Origin of the sequence: Dactylosporangium sp. NPDC005572, from assembly GCF_040605515.1 — a bacterium.
Lineage (GTDB): Bacteria > Actinomycetota > Actinomycetes > Mycobacteriales > Micromonosporaceae > Dactylosporangium.
In genome coordinates, this window is record NZ_JBEXCY010000177.1 from 1 (window position 1) to 24,446 (window position 24,446).

The 24,446-nt window shown below is 74.1% G+C and carries 22 protein-coding genes; 16 read left to right on the forward strand and 6 right to left on the reverse strand.

What is annotated here, in order from left to right:
* The 3 genes from ABZS66_RS47015 to ABZS66_RS47025 form a co-directional block, all read left to right on the forward strand.
* The coding region (locus ABZS66_RS47015; protein ID WP_354769556.1) for a hypothetical protein at positions 1-180 on the forward strand (180 nt) is incomplete at its 5' end.
* On the forward strand, positions 177-935 hold the full coding sequence (locus ABZS66_RS47020; protein WP_354769557.1) for an SDR family oxidoreductase: 759 nt from the start codon (positions 177-179) through the stop codon (positions 933-935). The genes ABZS66_RS47015 and ABZS66_RS47020, both read left to right, overlap by 4 nt.
* Before the next feature lie 316 nt (positions 936-1,251).
* Positions 1,252-3,996: a nuclear transport factor 2 family protein gene (locus tag ABZS66_RS47025; protein ID WP_354769558.1), complete on the forward strand. Its 2,745-nt coding sequence runs from the start codon at positions 1,252-1,254 to the stop codon at positions 3,994-3,996.
* Between the two features lie 58 nt (positions 3,997-4,054).
* Here the strand turns inward: ABZS66_RS47025 and ABZS66_RS47030 are convergent, their stop codons facing one another.
* Positions 4,055-5,428, reverse strand: a complete 1,374-nt coding sequence (locus ABZS66_RS47030) for a PLP-dependent aminotransferase family protein (protein ID WP_354769559.1) — start codon at positions 5,426-5,428, stop codon at positions 4,055-4,057.
* A gap of 47 nt (positions 5,429-5,475) precedes the next feature.
* On the opposite strand from ABZS66_RS47030, the gene ABZS66_RS47035 reads away from it, so the two are divergent.
* Positions 5,476-6,639 carry an MFS transporter gene (locus ABZS66_RS47035; RefSeq protein WP_354769560.1) on the forward strand — a complete coding sequence of 388 codons (1,164 nt, stop codon included), beginning with the start codon at positions 5,476-5,478 and terminating at the stop codon, positions 6,637-6,639.
* Here the strand turns inward: ABZS66_RS47035 and ABZS66_RS47040 are convergent.
* The gene (locus ABZS66_RS47040; protein WP_354769561.1) at positions 6,614-6,748 is read right to left on the reverse strand and encodes a hypothetical protein; all 135 of its coding nucleotides are present in this window, start codon (positions 6,746-6,748) and stop codon (positions 6,614-6,616) included. The two genes, ABZS66_RS47035 and ABZS66_RS47040, sit on opposite strands and share 26 nt — an antisense overlap.
* A gap of 50 nt (positions 6,749-6,798) precedes the next feature.
* Between ABZS66_RS47040 and ABZS66_RS47045 the strand changes: the two genes are divergently transcribed.
* From ABZS66_RS47045 to ABZS66_RS47060, 4 genes are all read left to right on the forward strand, one after another.
* Positions 6,799-7,239, forward strand: coding sequence for a MarR family winged helix-turn-helix transcriptional regulator (locus tag ABZS66_RS47045; RefSeq protein ID WP_354769562.1), 441 nt, complete (start codon positions 6,799-6,801; stop codon positions 7,237-7,239).
* A complete protein-coding gene (locus ABZS66_RS47050) occupies positions 7,236-7,445 on the forward strand; it encodes a TfoX/Sxy family DNA transformation protein (RefSeq protein WP_354769563.1) in 210 nt (69 codons plus the stop codon). The genes ABZS66_RS47045 and ABZS66_RS47050 overlap by 4 nt, the downstream gene beginning before the upstream one ends.
* Positions 7,442-7,807 (forward strand): VOC family protein, encoded by a 366-nt coding sequence (locus ABZS66_RS47055; protein ID WP_354769564.1) that lies wholly within the window; start codon positions 7,442-7,444, stop codon positions 7,805-7,807. The genes ABZS66_RS47050 and ABZS66_RS47055 overlap by 4 nt, the downstream gene beginning before the upstream one ends.
* Before the next feature lie 275 nt (positions 7,808-8,082).
* Positions 8,083-9,231: an ROK family transcriptional regulator gene (locus tag ABZS66_RS47060; RefSeq protein WP_354769565.1), complete on the forward strand. Its 1,149-nt coding sequence runs from the start codon at positions 8,083-8,085 to the stop codon at positions 9,229-9,231.
* 2 nt (positions 9,232-9,233) lie between these two features.
* Here ABZS66_RS47060 and ABZS66_RS47065 read toward each other — a convergent pair whose 3' ends face one another.
* Positions 9,234-10,466 (reverse strand): enolase C-terminal domain-like protein, encoded by a 1,233-nt coding sequence (locus ABZS66_RS47065; RefSeq protein WP_354769566.1) that lies wholly within the window; start codon positions 10,464-10,466, stop codon positions 9,234-9,236.
* 108 nt (positions 10,467-10,574) lie between these two features.
* On the opposite strand from ABZS66_RS47065, the gene ABZS66_RS47070 reads away from it, so the two are divergent.
* Genes ABZS66_RS47070 through ABZS66_RS47090 form a run of 5 tightly spaced genes read left to right on the forward strand, consistent with a single transcriptional unit; the run spans position 10,575 to position 18,421 of the window.
* Entirely contained in the window at positions 10,575-11,948 is a 1,374-nt protein-coding gene (locus tag ABZS66_RS47070; RefSeq protein ID WP_354769577.1) for an extracellular solute-binding protein, read from the forward strand.
* A complete protein-coding gene (locus ABZS66_RS47075; RefSeq protein WP_354769567.1) occupies positions 11,948-12,916 on the forward strand; it encodes a sugar ABC transporter permease in 969 nt (322 codons plus the stop codon). Before ABZS66_RS47070 ends, ABZS66_RS47075 begins: the two co-directional genes overlap by 1 nt.
* Entirely contained in the window at positions 12,913-13,737 is an 825-nt protein-coding gene (locus ABZS66_RS47080) for a carbohydrate ABC transporter permease (RefSeq protein WP_354769568.1), read from the forward strand. The genes ABZS66_RS47075 and ABZS66_RS47080 overlap by 4 nt, the downstream gene beginning before the upstream one ends.
* A 17-nt stretch (positions 13,738-13,754) precedes the next feature.
* Positions 13,755-17,597 carry a discoidin domain-containing protein gene (locus tag ABZS66_RS47085; RefSeq protein WP_354769569.1) on the forward strand — a complete coding sequence of 1,281 codons (3,843 nt, stop codon included), beginning with the start codon at positions 13,755-13,757 and terminating at the stop codon, positions 17,595-17,597.
* The gene (locus ABZS66_RS47090) at positions 17,594-18,421 is read left to right on the forward strand and encodes an NAD(P)-dependent oxidoreductase (protein ID WP_354769570.1); all 828 of its coding nucleotides are present in this window, start codon (positions 17,594-17,596) and stop codon (positions 18,419-18,421) included. The genes ABZS66_RS47085 and ABZS66_RS47090 overlap by 4 nt, the downstream gene beginning before the upstream one ends.
* Positions 18,422-18,472: 51 nt before the next feature.
* Here ABZS66_RS47090 and ABZS66_RS47095 read toward each other — a convergent pair whose 3' ends face one another.
* Entirely contained in the window at positions 18,473-19,432 is a 960-nt protein-coding gene (locus ABZS66_RS47095; RefSeq protein ID WP_354769571.1) for a helix-turn-helix domain-containing protein, read from the reverse strand.
* Positions 19,433-19,576: 144 nt separating this feature from the next.
* Between ABZS66_RS47095 and ABZS66_RS47100 the strand changes: the two genes are divergently transcribed.
* A complete protein-coding gene (locus ABZS66_RS47100; RefSeq protein ID WP_354769572.1) occupies positions 19,577-20,422 on the forward strand; it encodes an alpha/beta hydrolase in 846 nt (281 codons plus the stop codon).
* 70 nt (positions 20,423-20,492) lie between these two features.
* Here the strand turns inward: ABZS66_RS47100 and ABZS66_RS47105 are convergent, their stop codons facing one another.
* Both ABZS66_RS47105 and ABZS66_RS47110 read right to left on the reverse strand, forming a co-directional pair.
* Complete coding sequence (locus ABZS66_RS47105; protein WP_354769573.1) at positions 20,493-21,893, reverse strand: MFS transporter; 1,401 nt, start codon at positions 21,891-21,893, stop codon at positions 20,493-20,495.
* A 116-nt stretch (positions 21,894-22,009) separates the two neighbouring features.
* On the reverse strand, positions 22,010-22,552 hold the full coding sequence (locus ABZS66_RS47110; protein ID WP_354769574.1) for an EXLDI protein: 543 nt from the start codon (positions 22,550-22,552) through the stop codon (positions 22,010-22,012).
* A 51-nt stretch (positions 22,553-22,603) separates the two neighbouring features.
* Here ABZS66_RS47110 and ABZS66_RS47115 point away from each other — a divergent pair, with 51 nt between their 5' ends.
* Both ABZS66_RS47115 and ABZS66_RS47120 read left to right on the forward strand, forming a co-directional pair.
* Entirely contained in the window at positions 22,604-23,584 is a 981-nt protein-coding gene (locus ABZS66_RS47115; protein ID WP_354769575.1) for an ATP-binding cassette domain-containing protein, read from the forward strand.
* The gene (locus ABZS66_RS47120; protein WP_354769576.1) at positions 23,581-24,345 is read left to right on the forward strand and encodes an ABC transporter permease; all 765 of its coding nucleotides are present in this window, start codon (positions 23,581-23,583) and stop codon (positions 24,343-24,345) included. Before ABZS66_RS47115 ends, ABZS66_RS47120 begins: the two co-directional genes overlap by 4 nt.
* The last annotated feature ends 101 nt before the right edge of the window (positions 24,346-24,446 follow it).

Consider the following 24,446-nt stretch of genomic DNA (forward strand, 5'->3'; position numbering starts at 1 on the left):
CGGCCGATCGGCAACGCGGGCGGCGCCACGGCCGCGGCGGTGCGCTCGGCGGTCGCCGCCGGTTTCACGTTTACGCTGCTGAGCAACGACGCCAGCCTGCTCGGCGGCGCCCTGCGGGCCGCCGTGGCCGCCGGGCGTTCGGTCCGGTTCGACGAGGTACCCCCGGGAGGACGAGGATGAGCGGTCTGCTCGACGGCAAGGTCGTCGTCGTCACGGGCGCGAGCGTGGGCATCGGCGCCGACGCGGCCCGCGTCTTCGCCCGCGAGGGCGCGTCGCTCGTGCTCGGCGCGCGCGGCGCCGAGGCGCTGGAGGCACTCGCGGCCGAACTGCGCGACGGCGGCGCGAAGGTCGCCGTGTCGGCCGGCGACGTGAGCGTGGCCGCGGACGTCGAGCGGCTCGTCGGCACCGCGGTCGAGACGTTCGGCCGGCTCGACGGCGCGTTCAACAACGCCGGCATGACCCAGTTCGGCCGGCTCGACGAGGTGCCCGAGGCGGACTTCGACCGGCTGTTCGCGGTGAACGTCAAGGGCGTGTGGCTGTGCATGCGCGCGCAGGTGCGGGCGATGACGGCCACCGCCGGGGGCGGGTCGATCGTCAACAACAGCAGCGTCGGCGGCTACCGCGGCAGCAGCGGGCTCGGCGCGTACCAGGGCAGCAAGCACGCCGTCATCGGGCTGTCGCGCACCGCCGCGCACGACTTCGGCCCGCTCGGCGTCCGGGTCAACGTGGTGGCGCCGGGCGCCACCGAGACGGCGATGTTCCAAGCCATGCGCGAGACGATGCCGGAGGGCGTGGCCCGCCGGATCGCCGCCATCCCGCTGGGCCGGGCGGCCGACCCGGCGGACGTCGGCGAGGCCGCGGCGTGGCTGCTGAGCGACCGGGCCCGGCACATCACCGGCGTCGTGCTGCCGGTGGACGGCGGCTTCAGCGCCTGAGGTCCACTGTGGATTTGGTCCACAGTGGACTGTCCGGTCACCCGGTTCGCATTGCGGTCATTGGATCTCAGCCCGCGCACGCTGGGTGAACCGACTTTCCGGCACACCCTGTACCGCCGCCGACCGGCTCGGTAATGTGCGCATCACGAGTTCGAAACATCGACATTCGAACCGTCCCGGCTCGGCCATCTCGGCCACTCCGGTCGGACCCCGCACACCCTGACGAGCGCGGTCGCGACCCTCCAATGATCGATGTTGGTCGATGCGATTCTCCCCCGAACACCCCACCAAACGGCAACGGACAGGGGACGCAACCATGACACGCACGAGGAGAGCGGCGACGGCACTGGTGCTGTTCGCCGGTCTCACCATCGGCCTCCCGGCCGCACCGGCCCCCGCCCTCGCGGCGCCGGTGACCGTCGACACGCTCGCCCGCGACGTCGCGCGGGTCGAGTCGGTGCGCGAGGTCAAGGACCTCCAGCGCACGTACGCCCAGCTGCACCAGTACGGCCGGTTCGCCGACATGGCGGCGCTGTTCGCCGACGACGGCGCGCTGGTGTGGGGCACCCAGGGGCTCGCCGCCGACGCCCCCGTCACCGGGCGGGCCGCCGTCGAGTCGTGGCTGGTGACCGACGCCGGCACGATGGACGGCATCCGGCCCGGCTCGCTGCACACCGAGATCAACGACAACCCGGTCGTGAGCCTGTCGACCGACGGCCTGTCCGCCAAGGGCCGCTGGGGCGTCATGCGCTTCAAGGGCAGCGGCGCGGGCGAGGCGCGCGTCGACGGCGGGATCTACGAGAACGAGTACGTCCTGCGCGACGGGCGCTGGCAGATCTCGCTGCTGCGGTACTACCCGCAGTACACCGGCACCTACGCCGCCGGCTGGCGCAGCATCAACGGCCAGTCGCTGCCGGTCGTGCCGCACCACTTCACGCCCGTCTCGGCCGGCATCCCGATCCCGCCGCCGGAGGGCGACGCACCGCCGGCGACGGCGACCGCCGAGCAGCTGGCGACCCGGATCAACCGGCTCGGCGACGAGGACGCGGTCCGCAACCTCCAGCACACCTACGGCTACTACGTCGACCGTCGCATGTGGACGGACGTGACGGAGCTGTTCACCGCCGACGCCACCTACACGATCGACAACGTCGGCACCTACACCGGGCCGGCGGGCGTGCGCCAGGCGATGGAGCGGATGGGGCCGGAGGGCCTGACCCAGGGCATCCTCAACGACCACCCGCTGTGGGACACGATCGTCGACGTGAACCCGAACGGGCAGGAGGCGACCGCCCGGGGCATCGAGCTCGGCCTGGTCGGCGACGCCAACACGCGGGCGGCGAGCTGGGAGTTCAGCGTGTTCCGCAACCTCTTCGTCAAGGACGACGGCGTGTGGAAGCTCAAGGAGGTCAGCCTCACCCCGCTCGTCGTGGCTGGCTACACCGCCGGCTGGGGCAGCGGCGGCGTCGCGCCGGTACCGTCGGGTGTGCCGGCGTTCCTCGACGTCGACGGGCGCAGCGCGCAGGCGGTGCCGGGGACCGCCGGGCAGACGGACCTGGCCGAGCTCAAGCGCCGGCTCGACCGGGCCCAGGGCTTCGACGGGGTCGAGAACGTCTCGTCGGCGTACGGCTACCTGCTCGACGACCTGCTCTGCAGTACCATGGCCGCCACCCATGCCACCAACGCGCACAAGATGTCGGCGTTCACCGGCTGGTACTTCGGCGTCGAGCGGATCACCCAGGCCTGCCAGCGCAACTTCGGCGGCGGCAACCCGGCGACCCTGCGCAGCAGCATCTCCTACCACTGGCGCCCGCAGCCCGTGGTGCTCATGTCGCAGGACGGCCGGTCGGCGCAGCTGCAGGTGAAGCTGTGGCAGCCCACGACCTCGAACTTCAGCGCCGGCATCATCCGCGGCGCCTACTACCACGACTCGTTCGTCGTCGAGAACGGTGTCTGGAAGCTGTGGAGCCTGACCGTCGACGAGCACTACTGGACGATGACGAACTGGGCCGGCGGCTGGTCCGCGGCGAACCCGCGCAGCCCGACCGCGCCGAACCCGCCGGGCGGCCCGCTGCTGCAGACCTACCCGCCGGACGTCACGATGGTCTCCGTCGGCGTCCGCGAGGAGGGCTTCCAGGGCGGCATCGGCCGGTATGTCGCCTGGCCCGAGATCCACAAGATGTGGTTCGACTTCCGCAACCCGGTCAGCGGCCGCGTGCCCGGCTCCACGGTCACCGACGGTTCGATCAACTACTGGCCGACCGGCTGCGTACCGTGCGAGGCGCAGCCCGCCTGGAAGTTCGGGGCGAACGGCTACCAGGCGACGCCGACCGGCCCGACGGCCGTCACGGCGACCGCCGCGCCGACCGCCTGGGGCACCGCCGCCACCGTGACGGTCGGCGTCGCCGCCGGCCCCGGCGAGGCGGTCAACGGCACCGTCGTGCTCCGCGAGGGCGGCACCGTCCGCGGCTCGGCCACGCTGTCCGGCACCGGCAGCGTGACGTTCACGCTCCCGGTGGGCCTGTCCGGCGGTACCCACACGATGACCGCGTCGTTCCTGGGCAGCGACCACCTCAACCCGGGCCGGAAGACGTTCCCGGTGACGGTGAACCTGCCGCCGGCGTGGTCGGCGTCGACGGTCTACAACTCCGGCGACAAGGTGACCCACGACGGCAAGGTGTACGTCGCCACGTGGTGGACCCGCAGCCAGGCGCCGGGCGGCAGCCCGACCGGCGCGTGGCAGGAGCTGGCCCTGACCGAGGACGGCACCGCGGTCTGGACCCCGTCGCGCATCTTCGACACCGGCGACGTCGTCACCTACCAGGGCAAGCGGTGGCGGGCGCTGTGGTGGACCCGCAACGAGACGCCGGGCACGCCGTACGGCTCGTGGGAGGAGCTCGCCCCGCAGCCCGCCGACGGCACCCCGGCGGCGTGGACCCCGACCACGGTCTACACGGCCGGCAACCGGGTGACCCACGCCGGCCACGTGTACGAGGCCCAGTGGTGGACCCGCAACCAGGAACCGGGCGCCGCGAACGGCCCCTGGAAGCTCATCAGCTGACCGATCCGTTCCCGGGCCGGGCCGCGCTCCTGCGGCCCGGCCCTTCCTGCCGCGCCGCCTACAGCAGGTCGGCGACGGCGGCGATGCCGGACTCGATGGCGTGGCGGGGCGTGTCGCCGAAGCCCAGCACCAGGCACGGGTGCGGGCCGCCCAGGCCGTACAGGCCGACGCCGCGCTCGCGGGCCCGGGCGATCACCCGCGCCTCGTCGGCACCCGGCGGGAGGTGGACCACGGCGTGGAAGCCGGCGGCCAGGCCCGTGACCCGGGCGTGCGGCGCGTGGACGGCCAGGGCGGCCATGAGGACCTCGCGGCGGGCGGCGTACTCGGCCCGGACGCGGCGCAGGTGCCGGTCGTAGCGGCCGGACTCCATCAGCGTGGCGAGGGCGAGCTGGTCGACGCCGGGGCTGCCGCGGTCGGCGAGCTGCTTGCCGTGGGTCAGGGCCGGGAGGAGGTGGTCGGGGGCGACGATCCAGCCGAGGCGCAGGGCCGGGGCGAGGGACTTGCTCACGGTACCGAGGGACACCACGCAGTCGGGGGCGAGGCCCTGCAGGGACCCGACCGGCTCCCGGTCGTAGCGGAACTCGGCGTCGTAGTCGTCCTCGACGATGACGCCGCCGCGGGTGCGGGCCCAGGCGATGAGCTCCTGCCGGCGCGGGCCGGACAGCACGACACCCGTGGGCCACTGATGGGCCGGGGTGACCAGGACGGCCTGCGCCGGCGTGCGGTGCAGGGCGGCGACGTCGAGGCCGTCGGCGTCGACCGGGACCGGCACCGTGGTCATGCCGGCGGCCGCGGCCTGCTCGAGGACGGTGGTGCCGGGGCCCGGGTCCTCCACCGCCAGGACGGCGGTGGGCAGCGCCCGCAGTACCACTGCCAAAGCCTGCGCCATCCCGGCACACACGATGACGTGGTCCGGGCTCGCGGTGACCGCCCGCACGCGGGTCAGGTAGCCGACGAGGACCTCGCGGAGGCGCGGCTGGCCGGCCGGGTCGCCGTAGCCGAACGCGGCGTCCGGCATGGTGCGGCAGGCCTCACGCACGGCCCAGGCCCAGTCCTCGCGGGGGACGAGGCCGAGGTCGGGGACGCCGGCCCGGAAGTCGGCGACCGGCGGCCGCTCGGGCGGCGGCGTGCGGGAGATCGACGGCGGGCGCTGCCGGGCCGCACCGGCCGCGACGCGGGTGGCCGAGCCGGGGCGACTGGTGAGATACCCCTCGGCCTGCAGCTGCGCGTAGCAGTCCTGGACCAGGCCGCGGGACAGGCCCAGCGCCCGGGCCAGCTCGCGGGACGACGGCAGCCGCTCGCCGGCGGGCAGCCGGCCCGCCCGGATCGCCGTGCGCAGCTGCTCCTCCAGCTGCGTGCGCAGCCCGGCCCCGCCTGTGCGGTCGATCGTGACGAGGAGCTCCGGACCCGAACCGGCCCACTCGACAGGCATGAAACTGGACCTTACCAGTGACCCGGTTCGTTCCTAGCGTGGTGGACGTGCACATCGACACCGCTCCCCGCCTGGTCACACCGCCGCTGCTACTGCGGCTCGTCTCCGTCGCCGCCTCGTCGATCGGCTTCTATCTCCCGCTGTCCGTGGTGCCGATGCTGGCCGGGCCGGCCGCGGGCCTCGCCACGGTGTCGCTGCTCGCCGCCACCGTCGTGGTCGAGCTGGTCACGCCGCAGCTGGTGGCCCGGGCCGGCTACCGCTGGGCCCTGGCGGCCGGGCTGGTGCTGCTCGGCGCACCGGCCGTCGCGCTGTCCTTCGACGCGTCGCCGGCGGTGATCGTCGCGGTCAGCGTCCTGCGCGGCGCCGGCTTCGCCGTGTGCACCGTCGCCGGCGGCGCCCTCACCGCGATGCTCATCCCGGCCGGCCGGCGCGGCGAGGGCCTCGCGCTGGTCGGGCTGACCAGCGGCGTGACCAGCCTGCTCGCCCTGCCGGCCGGCGTGTGGGTGGCGACCCGCTGGGGGTTCGCGCCGGTGTTCGCGGCCACCGCCGCCTGCACGCTGCTCGCGCTGCTGTCGATCCCCGGCCTGCCGCGCCGCACGGCGGCCGCCGGGCGGGACCACCGCGGCCACCGCGGCGTCCTCGCGGGCCTGCGCAGCCCGGCGGTGACCCGTCCCGCGGCGATCTTCGCGGCGTCCACGACGGCGATCGGCGTGCTCGTCACGTACCTGCCGCTCGCCACCGCCGGCCTGCCGGCCTGGGTCGCGCCGGCCGCGCTGCTCGCCCAGCCGGCCGCCGCCACCGCCGCCCGCTGGTTCGCCGGCCGCCTCGGCGACCGCCACGGCCCGGCCCGCCTGCTCACGCCCGGCCTGCTGCTGGCCGCGCTGGGCACGGCCGGCCTGGCCGGCGGCCCGCTGCCGATGGTGGCCGGCGCGCTGCTGCTCGGCGCCGGCTTCGGCGTGCTCCAGAACGCCACGCTGACGCTGATGTACAACCGGGCCCCGACCGGCGGTGAGAGCATGGTCAGCGCGATCTGGAACAGCGCCTACGATCTGGGCATGGCCGCGGGCGCGCTGGTGGCGGGCCTGGTCGTCGCCTCGGCCGGCTACCCGGCCACGTTCCTGCTGACCGCCGCCGCGATGCTGCCGGCCCTGGCCCTGATCCGCCGCGACCGCAGGCCCGAGGAGCTCAGCCGAACCGGCCGCGGCGCATGAGGTCGACGAACTCGGCGACGTCGAGGAAGCGGCACTCGGCGGTGGTCAGGTCGACGCGGATCGGCAGGTTGCCCGCCAGTTCGGCGTCGCGGTCGTCGTGGTCGAGCATGGCGGCACAATAGGCTTGGCCAGCAGTACTATGTGGCACATAATAATTCCGTGGCGAGTCCCGACGCGGTCGCTGCGATCCGTGCCTGGACGCGGCTCGACCAGGCCATCGCGGCGTTCAACCGGCAGCTGGAGCAGCGGCACGGCGTCACCGGTGCGCAGCTGGCGATCCTGCGGCTGGTCGCCGAGTGGGGGCCGGACCTGCCGCTCGCGCAGCTGCGCGACCGGCTCGTCATGCACCCGGCGACGCTGGGCCAGCTGCTGGACCGGCTCGCCGCCCGCGGCCTGGTGACGCTCGCGCCCGACCCGGCCGACCGGCGCCGGCGGCGGGTCGCGCTCACGGCCGCCGGGCGGGAGTGCGTCGCGCAGGCGCCGCTCGCGGGGCCGGTCCGGCTGCGGCAGGCGGCCGCCGACCCCGAGCGGCTGCGGCGCCTCGCCGACGCGCTCGACGACGCCATCGAACTGTTCGGGTTGGAGGAGTACGCACCATGACCGCACTCGAAGACCTCGTCAACATCGGGCCCGCGCTGGCCCGCGACCTGCGCGCCGTCGGCATCCCCGACGGCGAGACCCTGCGGGAGGTCGGCGCCCCGGCCGCCGCCGAGCGCCTCGAGGCGGCCGGCCTGCGCGACTGCACCCACGCCCGCCGCGCCCTCGACGGCGCGCTGGCCGGTGTGCGCTGGACGGCCGGCCGATGATCGAGGTACTGGGCGTCGACAACGTGCTGTTCAGCGTCGGCGACCTCGACGCGGCGGTGGAGTTCTACGGCGGGACGCTGGGCCTGCCGCTCGCGTTCCGCCTCGACGAGCCGGGGGTGGCGCTGTTCCGGCTGGGCCCCGAGACGCCGGGGCTGCTGGTGCGGCGCTCCGGCGATCCGCAGCGGGGGCGGGTCTGGCTGGAGGTGCCCGACGCCCGCGCCATCGCGGCCGAGCTGGCCGCCGAACCCTTCCGCGTGGCGACGGGGTGGACCGTCGAGGTCGCCGACCCGTGGGGCAACGTGGTCGGCTTCACCGACTACACCACGATGCCCGAACGCGGCCGCACGGGTCCCCGCCGATAGCTCCTCCGGCCGGCGCGGGCCGGCCCCGAGCGCGGACCCGGTTCGGCACCCCGTCGAGGTCCAGGAACACCGGTGGCGCCGGCATGGACGGATCGTCGGCGACGCGCGAGGATGCCGGCAAGGTGGCGGGCGGACCCATCGGCGGGGTCGTCCGGGTCACCGGTGGAGGGGTGTTCGTGGCCGGCACTGGTATCATAAATCAATTTGATGGAGGAAGCCCTGGGAGGAACGTGGAGAAGCGGCTGCCGACGAGGCGTGGCACCAACCTGCCAAGGATGGGCGACTTCAACGAATCGGTGGTGCTCGACGCGATCCGCAGGGTGCCCGACGGGCTCAGCCGCGTGGAGCTCGTCGACGTCACCGGGCTCTCCGCGCAGACGGTGTCGAACATCTGCCGGCGCCTGATCGACACCGGGCTGGCCCGCGAGGCGGGCACCCGCAGCTCGGGCAGCGGCAAGCCGCGCCGGCTGCTGCGGGTCAACGCCGGCGCGCGCTACGCGGTCGGCGTCCACCTCGACCCCGCGGTGGTCACGTTCGTGGTGCTCGACCTGCTCGGCACCGTGGTGGCCCGGGCCCAGCGGCCCACGCCCGAGGCGGCCGACCCGGACCACACCCTGGTCGAGATGAGCGAGTCGATCAACGCGCTGATCCGCGACTCCGGGGTGGCCCGGGAGACGGTCCTGGGGCTCGGCATCGCCGCGCCCGGGCCGGTGGACGTGGCGTCGGGGCTGGTCATCGCGCCGCCCGAGCTGGCCGGGTGGGGGCGGGTGCGGCTGCGCGACTACCTGGCGGAGACCACCGGGCTGCCGGTCCTGCTCGACAAGGACGTCATCGCGGCGGCGGTCGCCGAGCGCTGGGCCGGCGCCGCCCGCGACACCGGCAACTTCCTGTTCTTCTACCTCGGCACCGGCTCCGGCATGGGCCTGGTCGTCGACGACGTGGTGCTGCGCGGCTTCTCCGGCAACGCCGGCGAGGTCGGCGGGCTGTACGCCGCCTGCACCACGAACGCCCTGGTGAGCGAGGCGATCGAGCACGGGGTGCTGGGCCCGGAGTGCAAGCCGGCCGGGCCGCGCGACGCGGAGCAGAGCCTGCGGCAGCTGTGCCGGCACGCGGCGGCCGGCAACGTGACGGCCGGCGAGATCATCGACCGCTGGGCGGTGCGGGTCGGGCGCGGGGTGAGCGCCGCGGCGACGCTGGTCGACGCGGAGATGATCGTGTTCGGCGGGCCGATCTGGCCGCTGCTCGCCGAGCGGTTCACCGCGATCGTGCCGGGCATCGTGGAGAGCTCGCCGTTCGTGGAGCGGATCCACCCGACCGTGGTCACGCAGACCGCCCTCGGCATCGACGTGGGCGCGATCGGGGCCGCCTGCCTGGTGCTCGACCAGATCCTCTCGGTACAGCCGCAGTCGCTGCTGCTGGGTTAGGCCTACGGGCGGTGCACGGCGCCGTCCACGCCGCGCAGGAGCGCCCAGCGGTCGTGGTCGAGGGGCGGCGGCGCGGGGTACCGGCGGGCGGCGGCCTCGTCGAAGTCCACGCCCAGGCCGGGCGCCTCGGCGGGGTACAGCACGCCCCGCACCGGCACCGGCGCGCCCGGGAAGACCTCCAGGGTGGCGTCGCGGAACGCCGCCGCCTCCTGCACGCCGAACGCGGGCGTGGCGACGTCGAGGGCCACGTTGGCGGCCTGCCCGACCGGGCTGACGTCGCCCGGCCCGTGCGGCGCGGTGCGCACCCCGAACAGCTCGCACGCGGCGGCCAGCTTGCGGGCCGGGGTCAGCCCGCCGAGGGTGGGGATGCGCAGCCGGGCGAAGTCGATGACCCGCTGCTCCAGCAGCGGCAGGAACCGGGTCACGTCGTCGAACAGCTCGCCCATCGCCAGCGGCACCGGGCCGGCGGCCCGCAGCTGCCCGAAGTGGGCGGCGTCCTCGGGGGCCAGCGCGTCCTCCAGGAAGTACAGCCCGGCGTCGGCGACCGCGGCGACCAGCTCGCGGGCCTGGGACGGCGTGAGCCGCTCGTGCGCGTCGTGCAGCAGCCGCACGTCGTCGCCGACGCGGCGGCGCACCTCGGCGAGGGCCGGCGGGACGTGCCGCAGGTAGGCCAGGGAGTCCCAGACGCCCGGCCGCCCGCCGGCGCCGGCGCCGTAGGTGTCGACGCCGGGCACCGCCACCTGCACCCGCACGTGCCGGTAGCCGGCCTCGACGGCGGCCGCCACCAGCTCGGCGAGCCGCCCCGGGTCGGCGCCGTCGACGTGCGTGTAGGCCTCGGCGCCGTGCCGGGCCCGGCCGCCGAGCAGCGAGTACAGCGGGAGGCCGGCCGCCTTCGCCTTGAGGTCCCACAGCGCCACGTCGACCGCGCCGAGCGCGTTGCCGGCGATCGAGCCGCCCCGCCAGTACCCGCTGTTGAGCAGCAGGCGGTGGAGGTCCTCGATATCGGCCGGGTCGCGGCCGCGCAGCAGCGGGCCGAGGTACCCGTCGAGGACCGCGCGGACGGCCAGGGTGCGCTGCGGGTCGCTGGCGCAGCCCAGCCCGTACAGGCCGGGCTGGTTCGTCTCGACCCGCACGATCAGGTACGGGCAGCCCTGCGGCGCGCACAGGAACGTCCTGACCTGCGTGATCCGTGTGCCGCCGCCCGTGTCCCAGGGCGCCGCCGCGAGCGGGGACATCGACCACCGCCTTCCCGAGAGCGTGGTTGACACAGTACATCAATTCGATTTACGTTCCCCGTCAAGCGGCGCAAGTCGATGCGCCCGGGACAAAGGCTGGGCACCGTGATGACACCCCACACGCGCGCGTGGCGACCAGCACTGGCCGCCTTACTGGCGCTCACCCTCGGGGCCGCCGCCTGCAGCGGCGACGCCGAGGACAGCGCCGGGGACAGCAAGACCCTGACCATGTGGACCTTCAAGCAGTCGCACGTGAAGGCGCTGCAGAAGGTCGCCGAGGGATTCCAGAAGGAAACCGGCATCACCGTCAAGGTCGAGGCGTACGGCCCCGACGACGCCTACGTGACCAAGGTGCAGGCGGCGGCCCAGACCCGCAACCTGCCGGACCTCTTCGAGGTGCACACGACCGGCGAAGACTTCACGTTCGGCGCCGCCGGGCTGCTCACCGACCTGGCCAAGGACGTCGACGACGCCTGGCTCAACAGCTACCTGCCGCAGGTGCGCAAGGACGGCAGCGTCACCGACGAGTACTACCAGAAGTCCCTCGCGCAGGACGCCAAGACGAAGGGCATCCAGCTCGGCCAGCGCTACAGCGTCCCCCTCACCGTCGGCACGTTCGGCATCGTCTACGCCAACAAGCAGCGCCTGGCCGACGCCGGGGTCACCAGCGCGCCCACCACGTGGGAGCAGTTCATCGAGGTACTGGCGAAGGTCAAGGCCAAGCACCCCGACAACGGCGGCGTCACGGTCGGCCTCAAGGCACCGACCACCGGCCTCGAGTGGTTCCTCCAGCCGATGGCCTACGGCCTGCTCGGCCCCGAGAAGTTCCGCGCCCTGTGGGGCAAGGACAAGGCGAGCAACTTCTCCTCCCCCACCGGCGTGCAGGTGCTGGAGACCTACGGGCAGGTCACCCCGTACTGGACGCCCGGCACCCAGAGCCTCGACATCGACGCCGCCGACCTGTCGTTCGTGCAGGGCAAGTCCACGTTCGACATCGGTGGCACGTTCACCCTCGCGTTCCTGGCCCAGAACGGCTTCGACGCCGCCAACGTGCTGACGTTCCCGGTGCCCGCCCCCGCCAACGGCGCCGTGAAGGACCTCAGCCTCGCGCCGTTCACCCTCACCGGCATGTCGGTCTCGGCGACGACGAAGAACCGGGCCGGTGCCATCCAGTGGCTCAAGTACCTCGCCAAGGCCGACGTGTCGGCCACGTTCGCGAAGGAGGCCCTCGACGTCCCGCCCACCGACCTCGGCGCCGACCCCAGCGCCGCCGTCGGCCCCGCCCTCGGCGCCATGATCAAGGCGTTCGGCTCCGGCCCCAACGCGTACAACCCGGGCGACACGAGCTACCGCCCCAACGCCTACGACGGGCCCACCGTCGCCTCGGTGCTCATGGACTACAGCCCGCTGCAGAAACGGCCGGCCGCCGACGCCGCCGCGGAGATGACCAAACAGATCGACGCCTTCTGGACAAAACAGTAATGGCGGTCGAGACGATCGCGAAGGGCCCGTCGCCGACGCGGCGGGCCCCGAGCCCCCGCCGCCGGCGCCGCTACCGCCGGTCGGACATCGCCTGGGGCGCCGCCTTCGTGGCCCCGGCGGTCGTCCTGTTCGCGGTGATGGGCGCCTACACCATCGGCTACGGCTTCTCGCTGAGCTTCGCGACCTGGAACGGCTTCGCGCCGACCTGGCGGTGGGTCGGCCTGCAGAACTACGCCGACCTGCTGTGGGCCGACCCGCGCTATTCGCCGCGGGTGCAGGGCGCCGCCCGCAACACGCTGTGGGTGATGGTCGCGGTACCGCTGCTCACCGTCGCCGTCAGCTTCCCCCTCGCGGTCCTGCTGAACTCCGTGCGGCGGCTCAAGGGCCTGCTCCGCTCGGTGTACTTCCTGCCCCAGGTGACCAGCGGGATCGCCGTCTACTTCGCGTGGATGTACGTGCTGCAGCCGGACGGGGCGATCAACCTGCTGCTGCGCTCGGTCGGGCTCGGCAGCCTGCAGCAGCCGCAGGGCTTCCTCGGCAACCCGTCGACGGCCCTGCCGACCCTCATCGTCATCACCGTGTGGTCGTCGGTGCCGATCGCGATGATGTTGTACCTCGCGGGCCTGCAGACGATCGACCCGAACCTCGTCGAGGCGGCCCGCGTGGACGGCGCCGGCTCCTGGCACGCCACCCGCCACATCGTGTGGCCGCTGCTGCGCCCGATCACCGCGATCGTCGTGCTGCTCGCGGTGCGCGACTCGCTGCAGGGCTTCCAGACGTTCCTCGTCATGACCAACGGCGGCCCCGGCAACCACACCAACGTGCTCGGCCTGGAGACCTACAAGCTGGCGTTCCTGTCCCAGCTCGACCCGACGCTCGGCCTGTCGAGCGCGCTGGGCTGGCTGCTGTTCCTGGCCGCGCTGATCCTCGCCGTCGTCAACCTGCGCGCCATGCGGAGGCTCACGTGAGCGCCCGGTGGATCGCCCGCGGCGTCGTGGTCGTCCTGCTCCTGCTGTACGCCGTGATCAGCGTCTATCCGTTCCTGTGGATGGCGTCCGCCGCGTTCAAGGACCAGTTCGAGGTGGTGTCCAGCGGCAACCTCATCCCCCGCCGCCCGACCCTGGACACCCTCGCCGAGACCTGGAACGAGCTGCACTTCTTCGACTACTTCCTGAACAGCCTCAAGGTCACCGCGCTGACCGTGGTGCTGGTGCTGGCGATCTACGCGGCCGCCGGCTACGCGTTCTCGGTGCTGCGCTTCCCCGCCCGCAAGGCGCTGTACCGCCTGTTCCTCGCGCTGCTGTTCGTGCCCGGCGTCACCGTCCTGCTGCCGATCGTGCTGCTGGAGCACAAGCTGAACCTGCTCGGCACCCACTGGGGGCTGATCCTGCCGTTCGTCAACGGCTCCGCGCCGCTGTCGATCCTGCTCATGACGAACGCGTTCGACGCGATCCCGGGCGAGCTGCGCGAGGCCGCCCGCGTCGACGGCGCGAGCGAGCTGCGCATCTTCGCCACCATCTACCTGCCCCTGTCCCGGCCCGCCCTGATCACCATCGCCGTGCTCACCGCCATCCCGACCTGGAACGAGTACCTGCTCACGCGCGTGTCGCTCAACGACCCGGACAGCTTCACCCTGCCGATCGCGCTGCAGAACCTGCAGTCCGGCGCGGTGCTGCACTACAACGTGCTCATGGCCGGCGCCCTCATCGTCGTCGTCCCGGTCATCGTGCTGTTCGTCGCGGCGCAGCGGTACATCGTCAACGGGCTGATGGGCGCGGTGAAGGCATGACCCCCGGAGGCACATCCATGCGACGGTTCCTCATCGCCCTGGCCGCGGTGCTGGTGGCCGCGGTCCTCGCGCCGGTCCCGGCCCAGGCGGCGCCGGTCATGTACCCGCGCGGCGTCGGCGCCGACCTCGGCCCCTCCCCCGTCACGCTCGGCGCCCTGGTGCGGGCCGGCGACGACCCGGCCGGCCTGCGCACCGGCACCATCGACGGCCGCGGCTACTGGCAGACCCAGGCCGCCGCTGGCACCACCTACATCGGCGTCACCGCCGACGCCGGCTACGCCGCGAGCGTCGCCGGCGCCACGGTCGTCGTCGTGGTCACCTACCGCGACGAGGGCACCGGGCAGCTGACCCTGCGGACCGCCGGCGGCGACACCACGGGGGTCGCCGCCCTCGCCGGCACGAACGCCTGGCGGCTCGCGGCGGTCAGCCTGCCCGGCACCGCCCTCGCCGGCGAGCTGCGGCTCTCCGCCGCGGACACCGACGTGACCATCGCCCAGGTCAGGATCACCACGACCGGCCCGCAGGCGGTCCTCGGCCCGGCCGCGACCGACACCGGCCTCAGCCCGCGCGCCGGCGACAACGAGGCCGGCCTGCGCACCGGCACGGCCGCCGGGCGCGGCTACTGGCAGACCAACGCCGCCGCCGACCCGCCGGGCACCAACTACCTGTACATGAACGTCGCCGACGGCTACGCCTACGACAACACCGACATCGTCATGGTGAGCGTCGACTACCTCGACGCCGGCAACGGCACCCTGTTCCTGCACTACGACTCCCCCGGCGAGGACCTGCCCTACCGGTTCAAGCCGTCGCCGGCCGTCACCTACGGCGACAGCGGGACCTGGAAGACCCAGCACTTCGTCCTCGACGACGCGCTGCTGACCAACCGCACCAACGGCGCCGACTTCCGCCTCACCCACGACGGCTCCCCGGTCGAGCTCACGATCGCCGCGGTCCGGGTGACCGTCGTGCCGCGCCGGCTCGACCCGAAGGCCGGCCTGCGCGGGCAGGTCGCGTCGGCGAACCTGGCGCTGTACGCGGCCCGCGAGGGCACCCGCGACGGGCAGTACCCGCCGGGCTCGAAGGTCGCGCTCGCCGCCGCCGTCGCCGCGGCCCAGGCCGTGCTCGACGACCCGGCACCCACCGAGGATCGGGTGGCGGCGGCGCTGCGGGCGCTGTACGACGCCGACCGGGCGTTCCGCGCGTCGGCCGTCGACACCGACCTGGCCCGCCACGCGACGCTCACCGCGAGCAGCACCGCCGCGGGGTCCAGCCCGGCCGCGGCCGGTGACGGCGACCCGGCGACCGCCTGGAGCAGCGGCAGCGGCGGCGGGCGCGAGTGGCTGCGGGCCGACCTCGGCACCGCCCGCCCGGTCGACGAGGTCGTCGTGCAGTGGGGCGGCGGCTTCTCCCCCGACTACACCGTCGAGGTCTCGGCGGACGGCACCGCCTGGACCGCCGTCGGCCGCAGCGGCGCGAGCGGCGGCCCCTCGCGGACCCGCTTCCCCGAGGTCACCGCCCGCCACGTGCGGCTGAGCCTCACCGGCCGGGCCGCCTTCGACGTGGTCGCGCTCCAGATCCGCGACCAGCGCGACGTGGTGCCGGCGCCGCGGCTGGTCGCGACGCGGTACCCCACCGCGGACGCGGTCGTCGCCGACTTCGACGCCACCGCCTACGGCGCCGACCCGACCGGCCGCCGGGACGCCACCGCGGCGCTGCAGGCCGCACTGTGGGACTGCTACGACGCCGGCGGCGGCACGGTCTGGCTGCCCGCGGGCACCTACCGGGTCACGGCCACGGTCGAGGTGCCGGCGTTCTGCACGCTGCGCGGCGACCGGCGCGACCCGGACACCGGCCACGGCTCCTACGGCACCGTGGTCTCCGCCGACCTCCCGCCGGGCGACGCCGGCCCGGTGCTGTTCCGCATCGGCGGCAGCGCCGGCGTCGTCGGCCTGACGACGTGGTACCCCAGGCAGAACGCGACCGACCCGGTGCCCTACAACTTCACGTTCGAGATCCCCGGCTCCGCCTGGGCGAGCGACGAGAACTACATGATGAGCACGGTCGCCGACGTCACGATGCTCAACTCGTACCGCGGGATCGGCATCAGCACCATGCGTGACGAGCGCGGCCGCCCGCCGGGCAACGGCCAGACCCACGAGTCGGCGACGGTCCGCAACGTGCGTGGCACGGCGCTCTTCGAGGGCGTCGAGGCCTACAACGGCGCCGACGTCGGCACGTGGGAGGACGTCCGGTTCAGCAACGCCTACTGGGCGGGCGCGCCGGCCGCCTTCAACCCGCCGCGGCGCTCCGCGCTCGACGCGTGGACCCGCGCCCACGGCACCGGGTTCGTCCTCGGCGACCTGGAGTGGGACCAGTTCTCGGACCTGGCCGTGGCCGACTACCGGGTCGGCATCCACGTCGTGCGGGGGCTGCGGGCCGAGTTCACCGGCGTGTTCGAGCGGGTGCGGATCGAACGGACCGACGTCGCGCTGCTCGTCGACCAGTTCGACGCCCGGTGGGGCCTGGCGATGGCGTTCGCCTCGCTGCAGGGCGCCGTGGTCAACCACGGCGGCGGCTACGTGAAGCTCACCGCCAGCCGGGTCGACGGCCCGATCGAGGGCACGGTGTACCAGCTGTCCGGCCAGCCGCCGGCGCTGTCCGACGAGTCCGCCCCCACCAGGCCGGCGCGCCTCGCCTTCTACGACGCGGGCGCGGCCCCGCACGGCAACGGCTACCTGCCGGCCCGGGACGCGACCGCGGCCGTGCAGCGGGTCCTCGACCGGGCCGGGCGCGACGGCGGCGGCGTGGTGTACCTGCCGGCCGGCTGGTACCGCCTCGACGGGCGGCTCGTCGTCCCGGCCGGCGTCGAGCTGCGCGGCGCCTCCCCGGTGCCGAACCGGGACGAGGACGGGCGCAGCGGGGGTACCGTGCTGCAGTCCTTCGCCGGCCGCGGTACCGCTGCGGCCGACACCGAGCAGGCGGCGATCACGCTGCGCGGGCCGCGGGCCGGGGTCAGCGGCCTGCGGGTCTTCTACCCGGCGAACAACCCGGTCGCGCCGGGCGGCCTGGTCCCCTACCCGTACGCGATCCGCGGCCAGGGCACCGGCGTCTACGCCGCGAACATCGGCCTGCCGAACGCCTGGAACGCGATCGAGATGACCGGCGACCGCTTCCTGGTGCGCAAGGTCAAGGGCACCTTCGTGCGGCACGGCGTGACCGCCGGCCCGGGCCGCGACGGCCGGATCGAGGGCGTGCTGAGCAACGGCAACACGTTCGTGCGCACCGGCTACTTCGTCCCGAACTGGGTCCTCGGCCGGGACCTGTTCCCGCAGGTGATCGACGGCTGGACCCGTAAGTACGCGGACCTCGTCACCGTCGCCGGCGCCCGCAAGCTGACCGTGCACGGGGTGTTCGGCTACGGCCTGCACAACGGTGTGGTCGTGCGCTCGGGCGACGTGCGGGTGGTCAACCTCGGCACCGACAACCTGGGCACCGACGGGTACAGCGTGCGGGTCGACGGCGGCGACGCCACGGTCGTGAACCTGATGCGCTACAACGGGGCGACGAGCACCGGCCGGCTGTCGCTGTACAACATCATGGTCATCAACATCGTGGAGCATCAGGTGACGGTGACGGCGGCCGATGGCGGGGGCCGGGTGCGGCTCGACGGCAACGAGACGAGGCCGGGCTGCTACGAGCCGGGCGCGGGGGTCGTCGCGACGGCGCTGCCCGCACCGGGCTTCCGCTTCGTGAACTGGACCGTGGCCGGCGTCGAGGTGTCCACAGCCCGCCGGTACGCGTTCACCGTGACCGCCCCGGCGGCGCTGACCGCGAACTTCGCCCCGGCGGCGTCGTGAAGGTCCTCGTGACGGGCGCCGGCGGCATGCTGGGCCGGGCCGTGGTGGCCGGCCTGCACGCCGCCGGCCACACGGTCCGCGCCCACGACCGCTCGTTCGTGGCGTCGGTCGCCGACGACATGGTGGTCGGCGACCTGCGCACCGACCCCGGCCTCGACCGCCTGGTGGCCGGCGTGGACGCGGTGGTCCACACCGCGGCGATCCCGGCCCCGGTGCACGAGGACGTCTTCGACAACAACGTCAGCTCGACGTACCGCCTGCTGGAGGCGGCCGGCCCGGCGGGCGTGGCCCGCGTCGTGTTCGTGTCAAGCTTGTCGGCGGTGGGCCTGGCCTGGTCGAGCCGCGGCGCGTCGCCGGTGCGGCTGCCGCTCACCGAGGACCATCCGTATGTCGGCGACGACCCGTACGGCCTGTCGAAGCAGGCGGGCGAGCTGATGACGGCGACGGTGAGCAACCGCTGGGGCATCCCCGCGGTGAGCCTGCGCTTCCCGTTCATCGGCACGGGCGACCGCCTGCGCCACCACCTGTCCCACGTCGGCGAGGACCTGTCCCGCGACCGCGGCGGCCTGTGGGCCTGGATCGACACCCGCGACGCGACGTCCGCGGTGGCGGCGGCACTGACCCGCCCGCTGCAGGGCCACACGGTCCTGCACGTGACCGCCCCGGACACCACGGCGTCGCTGCCGACGGAGGAGCTGCTGGCCCGCTACCATCCGCACGTGGCCGTCACGTCCCCGCTGCCGGGCCACACGGTCCCGGTGGCAACGGACCGCTACCGCGAGGTGCTGGGCTTCACCCCGTCCCACGGCTGGCGCACCCCATGACGCGGCCGGCGCGGCGACGCTGCCGCGGCAGGCGGGCGCCTCCCGGTGACCTCAGGCCTGGGCGCGGGCGGCGCGCCAGTCGCGGGGGGTCATGCCGTACGTCTGGCGGAACACGCGGCTGAAGTGGGTCGCGTCGGCGAAGCCCCACTGGTGGGCCACCGACGCGATCGTGCGGGTGCGGGCCCTCGGCTGGGCCAGTTCGCGGCGGCAGGCCTCCAGGCGGTGGGTGCGCAGCCAGTCGCCCAGCGACACGCCCGCGCGGGACAGCACCGCGTACAGGTGGCGGACCGAGATGTGGTGCGCCGCCGCGATCCGCGCGGCCGTGAGGCCGTGGTCGCCCAGGTGCGTGTGGAGGTACTCCAGCAACCGCACCTCCAGCGTCGACTCCATCGACGCCTTGCCCAGCGACGGGTCGGCCATGCTGCTCAGCAGCGCGGCCCGCACCAGGTCGATGGTCGGCTGGGCCAGGCTGCCCGCGACCGCGCGGGAGCGCAGGTCCGGGCTGTCGGCGATCCGGCGCAGGTAGCCGGCGGTAAGCTCGGCGACCGGGTTGCCGGGGCCCAGGGCGCGGGCCGACACCTCGCGCAGCGCGGGCTCGGGCAGGGCCAGCTCGGCGACCGGGATACGGAAGAAGTGGGCGTCCAGGCCGTGGTCGAACATCAGCGTGTACGGGTTGGTGGTGGTGTACACGGCGAACTGGCCGCTGCGCAGCCGTGCGTGCCGGCCGTGCTGGGCCATCGCCGACTCGCCGGTGCCCTGCAGGGTCAGGAACAGCTGCGGCTCGGCGTCGTCCCGGGCCAGGCGCGGGCTCCGGGTCACCGTCGTGGCCATCGAGCGCACCGTGAGCACCTGGACCGGGCCGGCGTCGGACAGGGTGAGCTCGACGTCGATGTCGCCCGGGTCGTCGGGCAGGGCGATGTCGACCCGGACCACCCGGCTGCCCACCGCCTCCCGGACGGCGGCCGCGCGCTCCCGGGCCGGTGCCTCGGCGGCCTTCCACACTGTCGTCATCCGCGCACCCCCGCCAAGCATGTCCAGCCAATAGGCTGAGCACAACCACCGTGCACACCGGGCCGACCAGCGTGCACACCGAGTCGATCCGCGTGCGTCACAATCGCAGCGCAACCGACACCGATGAGCAAGGGAGCGCCGCCGATGTCCGCTGAGCACGACCGCCAGCAGATCGAGCAGGCCAACGCCAGTGGCCGGGTACCGGCCGTGTTCGTCCACGGGCTGTGGCTGCTGCCCAGCAGTTGGGACCGGTGGGCGGAGGTGTTCGCCGAGGCCGGGTTCGCGCCCGTGCTGCCCGGCTGGCCCGACGACCCCGATACCGTCGCCGAGGCCAACGAGCACCCGGAGACGTTCGCCGGCAAGACCGTCGGGCAGGTCGCCGACCACTTCGCCGGGCTGATCGGCGGCCTCCAGCGCCGGCCGGTCGTCGTCGGCCACTCGTTCGGCGGGCTGCTCGCGCAGATCCTCGCCGGGCGCGGCCTGGCCTGCGCGACCGTCGCCATCGACCCGGCCCCGTTCCAGGGGGTGCTGCCGCTGCCGATCTCGTCGCTGCGCTCGGCCGCACCGGTGCTCACCAACCCGGCGAACTACCATCGGGCGGTACCGCTGACGTTCGAGCAGTTCCGGTACTCCTTCGCCAACGCCGTCGGCGAGGACGAGGCGAAGCAGCTGTACGAGACGTTCGCCGTGCCGGCGCCCGGCGCGCCGCTCTTCCAGGCCGCGGTCGCCAACTTCAACCCGTGGAGCGAGACGAAGGTCGACACCGAGCACCCGGAGCGGGGCCCGCTGCTGCTCATCTCCGGCGAGAAGGACCACACGGTGCCGTGGGCGCTGACCAACGCCGCGTACAAGAAGCAGGCCCACAACGCCGGCGTCACCGAGATCGTGGAGATCCCGGGCCGCGGCCACGCGCTGACCATCGACAGCGGCTGGCGCGAGGTCTGCGACACCGCACTGACGTTCGTGCGCAGGTTCGTGTCCCCCGAGTGACGCAGCGGGGCGGGAGCCGCCAGGCTCCCGCCCCGGGTGTCAGACGGCCGGCGAGCGGCCGCCGCGGGTGTCAGACGGCCGACGAGCGCCCCGTGCGGCCCGTGCGCGTCAGCGCGGCCAGCAGCGCGCCGGCCGCGGCGATCACCGCGGCGCCGGTGAACGCCGCCGAGTAGCCGTCGGTCAGCGCCTGCAGGTCGCCCAGCCGGCCCGCGCCCGCGCCGGCCGCCACCGCCGTCATCGCGGCCAGGCCCAGCGCCGAGCCGACCTGGTAGCTGGTGTTGACGATCCCCGAGGCCAGGCCGCCCTCCTCGGGCGGCGCGGCGCCGATCGCGGTGCCGAGCGAGGGGATGAACGCGAGGGACATGCCCAGCGCGGCGACCAGCGAGGCGGGCAGCACGTCGGCGGCGAAGCTGCCGGCCGGGCGGACGAAGGCGAGCCAGGCGAGGCCGGCGGCGAGCAGCGCCAGGCCGGCGACGACCATCGGGCGCGGGCCGAAGCGGGCGATCGCCCGGGGCGCGACGACGATCATGCCGGCCATGATCAGCACGGTCATCGGCAGCAGGGCCGCGCCGCTCGGGAACGCGGTGTAGCCGAGGACCTGCTGGAGGTACAGGTTGAGGTAGAACCACATCGGGATCCACGCCGCGCCGAGCAGGAACTGGGCCAGGTTGGCCGCGGCCAGGCCCGGTGCGCGGAAGATCCCCAGCCGCACCAGCGGGTCGCGGCGGGTCGCCTGCCGGGCCACGAACGCGGCGAGCGCGACGACCGCGGCGCCCAGCACGAGCCAGGTCGACGCCGCGCCCCAGCCGGCCGACGGCGCGCGGACCACCGCGAACACCGCCGCGCCGACCCCGGCGGTGACGAGGAGCGCGCCGAGCAGGTCCAGCGAGCCGGTCCGCGGTGCGCCGGCGGGCAGCAGGGCCGGGATCGCGGCGAGCACGAGCACCGCGACCGGGATGTTGACATAGAAGACCCAGGGCCAGCTGAGGTACTGCGTGAGGATGCCCCCGAGGAACACCCCGGCTGTGCCGCCGGCTGGTGCCGCGGCGCCGTAGAGCGCCAGGGCCTTCGTCAGCTCGCGGGGCGTGCCGCCGAACAGCGTCATCAGCAGGGTCAGCGCCGACGGTGCGATGAGCGCCGCCCCGGCACCCTGGACCGCGCGGGCCGCCAGCTCCACCGCGACGCCGCCGGCCAGCCCGGCCGCGAGGGAGCCGGCCAGCAGGACCGCCCAGCCGGCGGCGAACATCCGCCGGGCCCCGAACAGGTCGGCGAGGCGGCCGCCGAGCAGCAGCAGCCCGCCGAAGGCCACGACGTACGCGTTGAACACCCACGACAGGTCGTCCGCCGAGAAGCCCAGGTCCTCGCGCATCCGCGGCAGGGCGACGCCGATGATCGAGGTGTCCATTATGACCATGAACTGCGCGAGGGCGATGAGCCCGAGAGCCCACCACCGCCGGGAAGCCGTCATCATCTCCAACACTCCTTCATACCCCCAGGGGGTATCCAGAACCGATGCGGAAATGGTTACCCCCGGGGGGTATAAAGGTCAACCGTGCCGAGCGCCACACCCCGATCGGGAGGCGCGCGTCAGATGTCGAGGTCCTCCACGACCGGCTCGTCGTGGATGGTCTGCACGGCGATCGCGTACAGCTCCGCCGGCAGCAGCGACTCCAGCCCCTCGACCGTGTCCACGACCGAGAACGTGGCCTGGGCCGGGGTGCGCATCCAGGCCTGGTCCGGCGACCAGTCGCCGATCCAGCCGCGCCAGCCGCTCGACCACCGCTTGCTGCGCTCCGCGTTGGGGCCGACCGGGGTGTGCAGCTCCGACCGGGCGTGGTGCACGGCGAAGCGGCCCCCGCTGGTCCGGAACAGCGAGTAGGTCTCCTGGCCCTCGTTGCTCGACGAGCTCCACTCGCCCAGCGCGACGCCGAGGAACCGCTTGATCGAGGTCTTCCCCACGCCCACCTTCACGGTGATCTCGTCGAACCCGGCCTGCTTGGCCTCCTCGACCTCCACCAGGCGGCGCAGGCCGGTGATGATCGCGGCCGACAGATTGCTGCCGGTCAGCTCCTGGGCGCGCTGGAGCAGCGGCAGGTCGTCGTCGGAGACGTAGATCGTCTTGTTCGGCATGCGCGCATCACCTCTGGACAGCAGTGTACTCATACGTGTAAGACTACGTACATGCATACGTACACAGCAGCCGTCGAGGTCGACGACCTCGCCGTGGCGTACGGGAAGGTGACCGCGCTGGACGGGCTGGGCCTGCGGGTCGAGGCCGGCACCGTGTTCGGGCTGCTCGGCCCGAACGGCGCCGGGAAGACCACGCTGGTGAAGGTCCTGGCCACGCTGTTGGCGCCGGCCCGTGGTACCGCCCGCGTCATGGGCCACGACGTGGTCCGCGACCCGTTCGCGGTGCGCCTCCGGATCGGCCTCGCCGGGCAGTTCGCCGCCGTCGACGAGGTGCTCACCGGCCGGGAGAACCTGGAGATGGTCGGCCGGCTGTACCGGCTGCCCCGCGCCGAGGCCCGGCGGCGCGCACAGGACATCCTCGAGCGCTTCGACCTCGCCGACGCGGCCGACCGGCGCGCCGGCACCTACTCCGGCGGCATGCGGCGCCGCCTCGACCTGGCCGCCAGCCTCACCGGCCGCCCGCCCCTCCTGCTGCTCGACGAGCCCACCACCGGGCTCGACCCGCGCTCCCGGCAGGAGCTGTGGGCGATCCTCGACGAGCTGCGCTCGGCCGGCACGACGATCCTGCTGACCACGCAGTACCTCGAAGAGGCCGACCGGCTCGCCCAGCGCATCGCCGTCATCGACGCCGGCGCGGTCATCGCCGAGGGCACCCCGGCGGAGCTGAAGTCCGGCACCGGCACCGACGTGCTGCGCGTGCGGCTGCAGGACCCGTCGGCGATCGGCGCCGCCGAGCCGCTGCTGGCCGACCTCGCCGCCGCCGGCACCACCGTCGCCGCCGACAAGCCGGCCGGCGAGCTGACGGTCCGGGTGGTCCGGCCCGACGCCTCGGCCGAGGCCCTGCGCCGGCTCGACGCGCACGGCCTGGGCGTGGCGACGATCCAGCTCACCCAGCCGAGCCTCGACGACGTCTTCCTGGCCCTGACCGGCCACACCGCCACCGCTTCCGCGACTCCCGAGGAGCCCCGATGACGCCCGTCGCCGTCCTGCAGGACACCCAGGTCATCGCGGCCCGGCAGCTGCGCCGGACGCTGCGTCGCCCGGTCTACATCGTGTTCTCGTTCGTCCAGCCGGTCATCTTCGTGCTGCTGTTCCGGTACGTCTTCGGCGGCGCGATCGACACCGGCCCGATCTCCTACGTCAACTTCCTGATGCCCGGCATCATCGTCCAGACCGCGGTCTTCGGCGCCCTGGTCACCGGCCTCGGCCTGACCGAGGACCTCGCGACCGGCATGGTGGACCGGCTGCGCTCGCTGCCGATGGCCCGCTCGGCGGTGCTGCTCGGCCGGACCGCGGCCGACCTGGTCACCAACGTGCTCACGCTGATCGTCATGGTCGCCGTCGGCCTGCTGGTCGGCTTCCGCCCGTCCCAGCCGGGCTGGCAGCTCGCCGCCGCGTTCCTGCTGGTGCTCGCGTTCTCCTACGTCTTCTCCTGGATCAGCGCCTGGGTCGGCCTGTCGGTCCGCAACCCGGAGACCGCCCAGTCGGCCGGCTTCATCTGGGTGTTCCCGCTGGTGTTCGCCTCGTCGGCGTTCGTGCCGACGGAGAGCATGCCCGGCCCGGTCCGCGCGTTCGCCGAGGTCAACCCGGTCACCCTGGTCGTCGACGCGGTGCGCGGCCTGACCGTGGGCGGCCCGTCGCCGGCGACCCCGGCCCTCCAGGCGGTCGCCTGGCTCGCCGCCCTCCTGCTGGTGTTCATCCCGCTGTCGGTGCGCGCCTTCCGCCGCGCCTGACACACCGGTCGCAGCTCGCACAGCGGGCACGCGGCGGCTGCACCAACCGCATCGGCGGGCCGGGCGGCGGTGGCTCCGGCCACGCCGACCCGGCCCGTGCC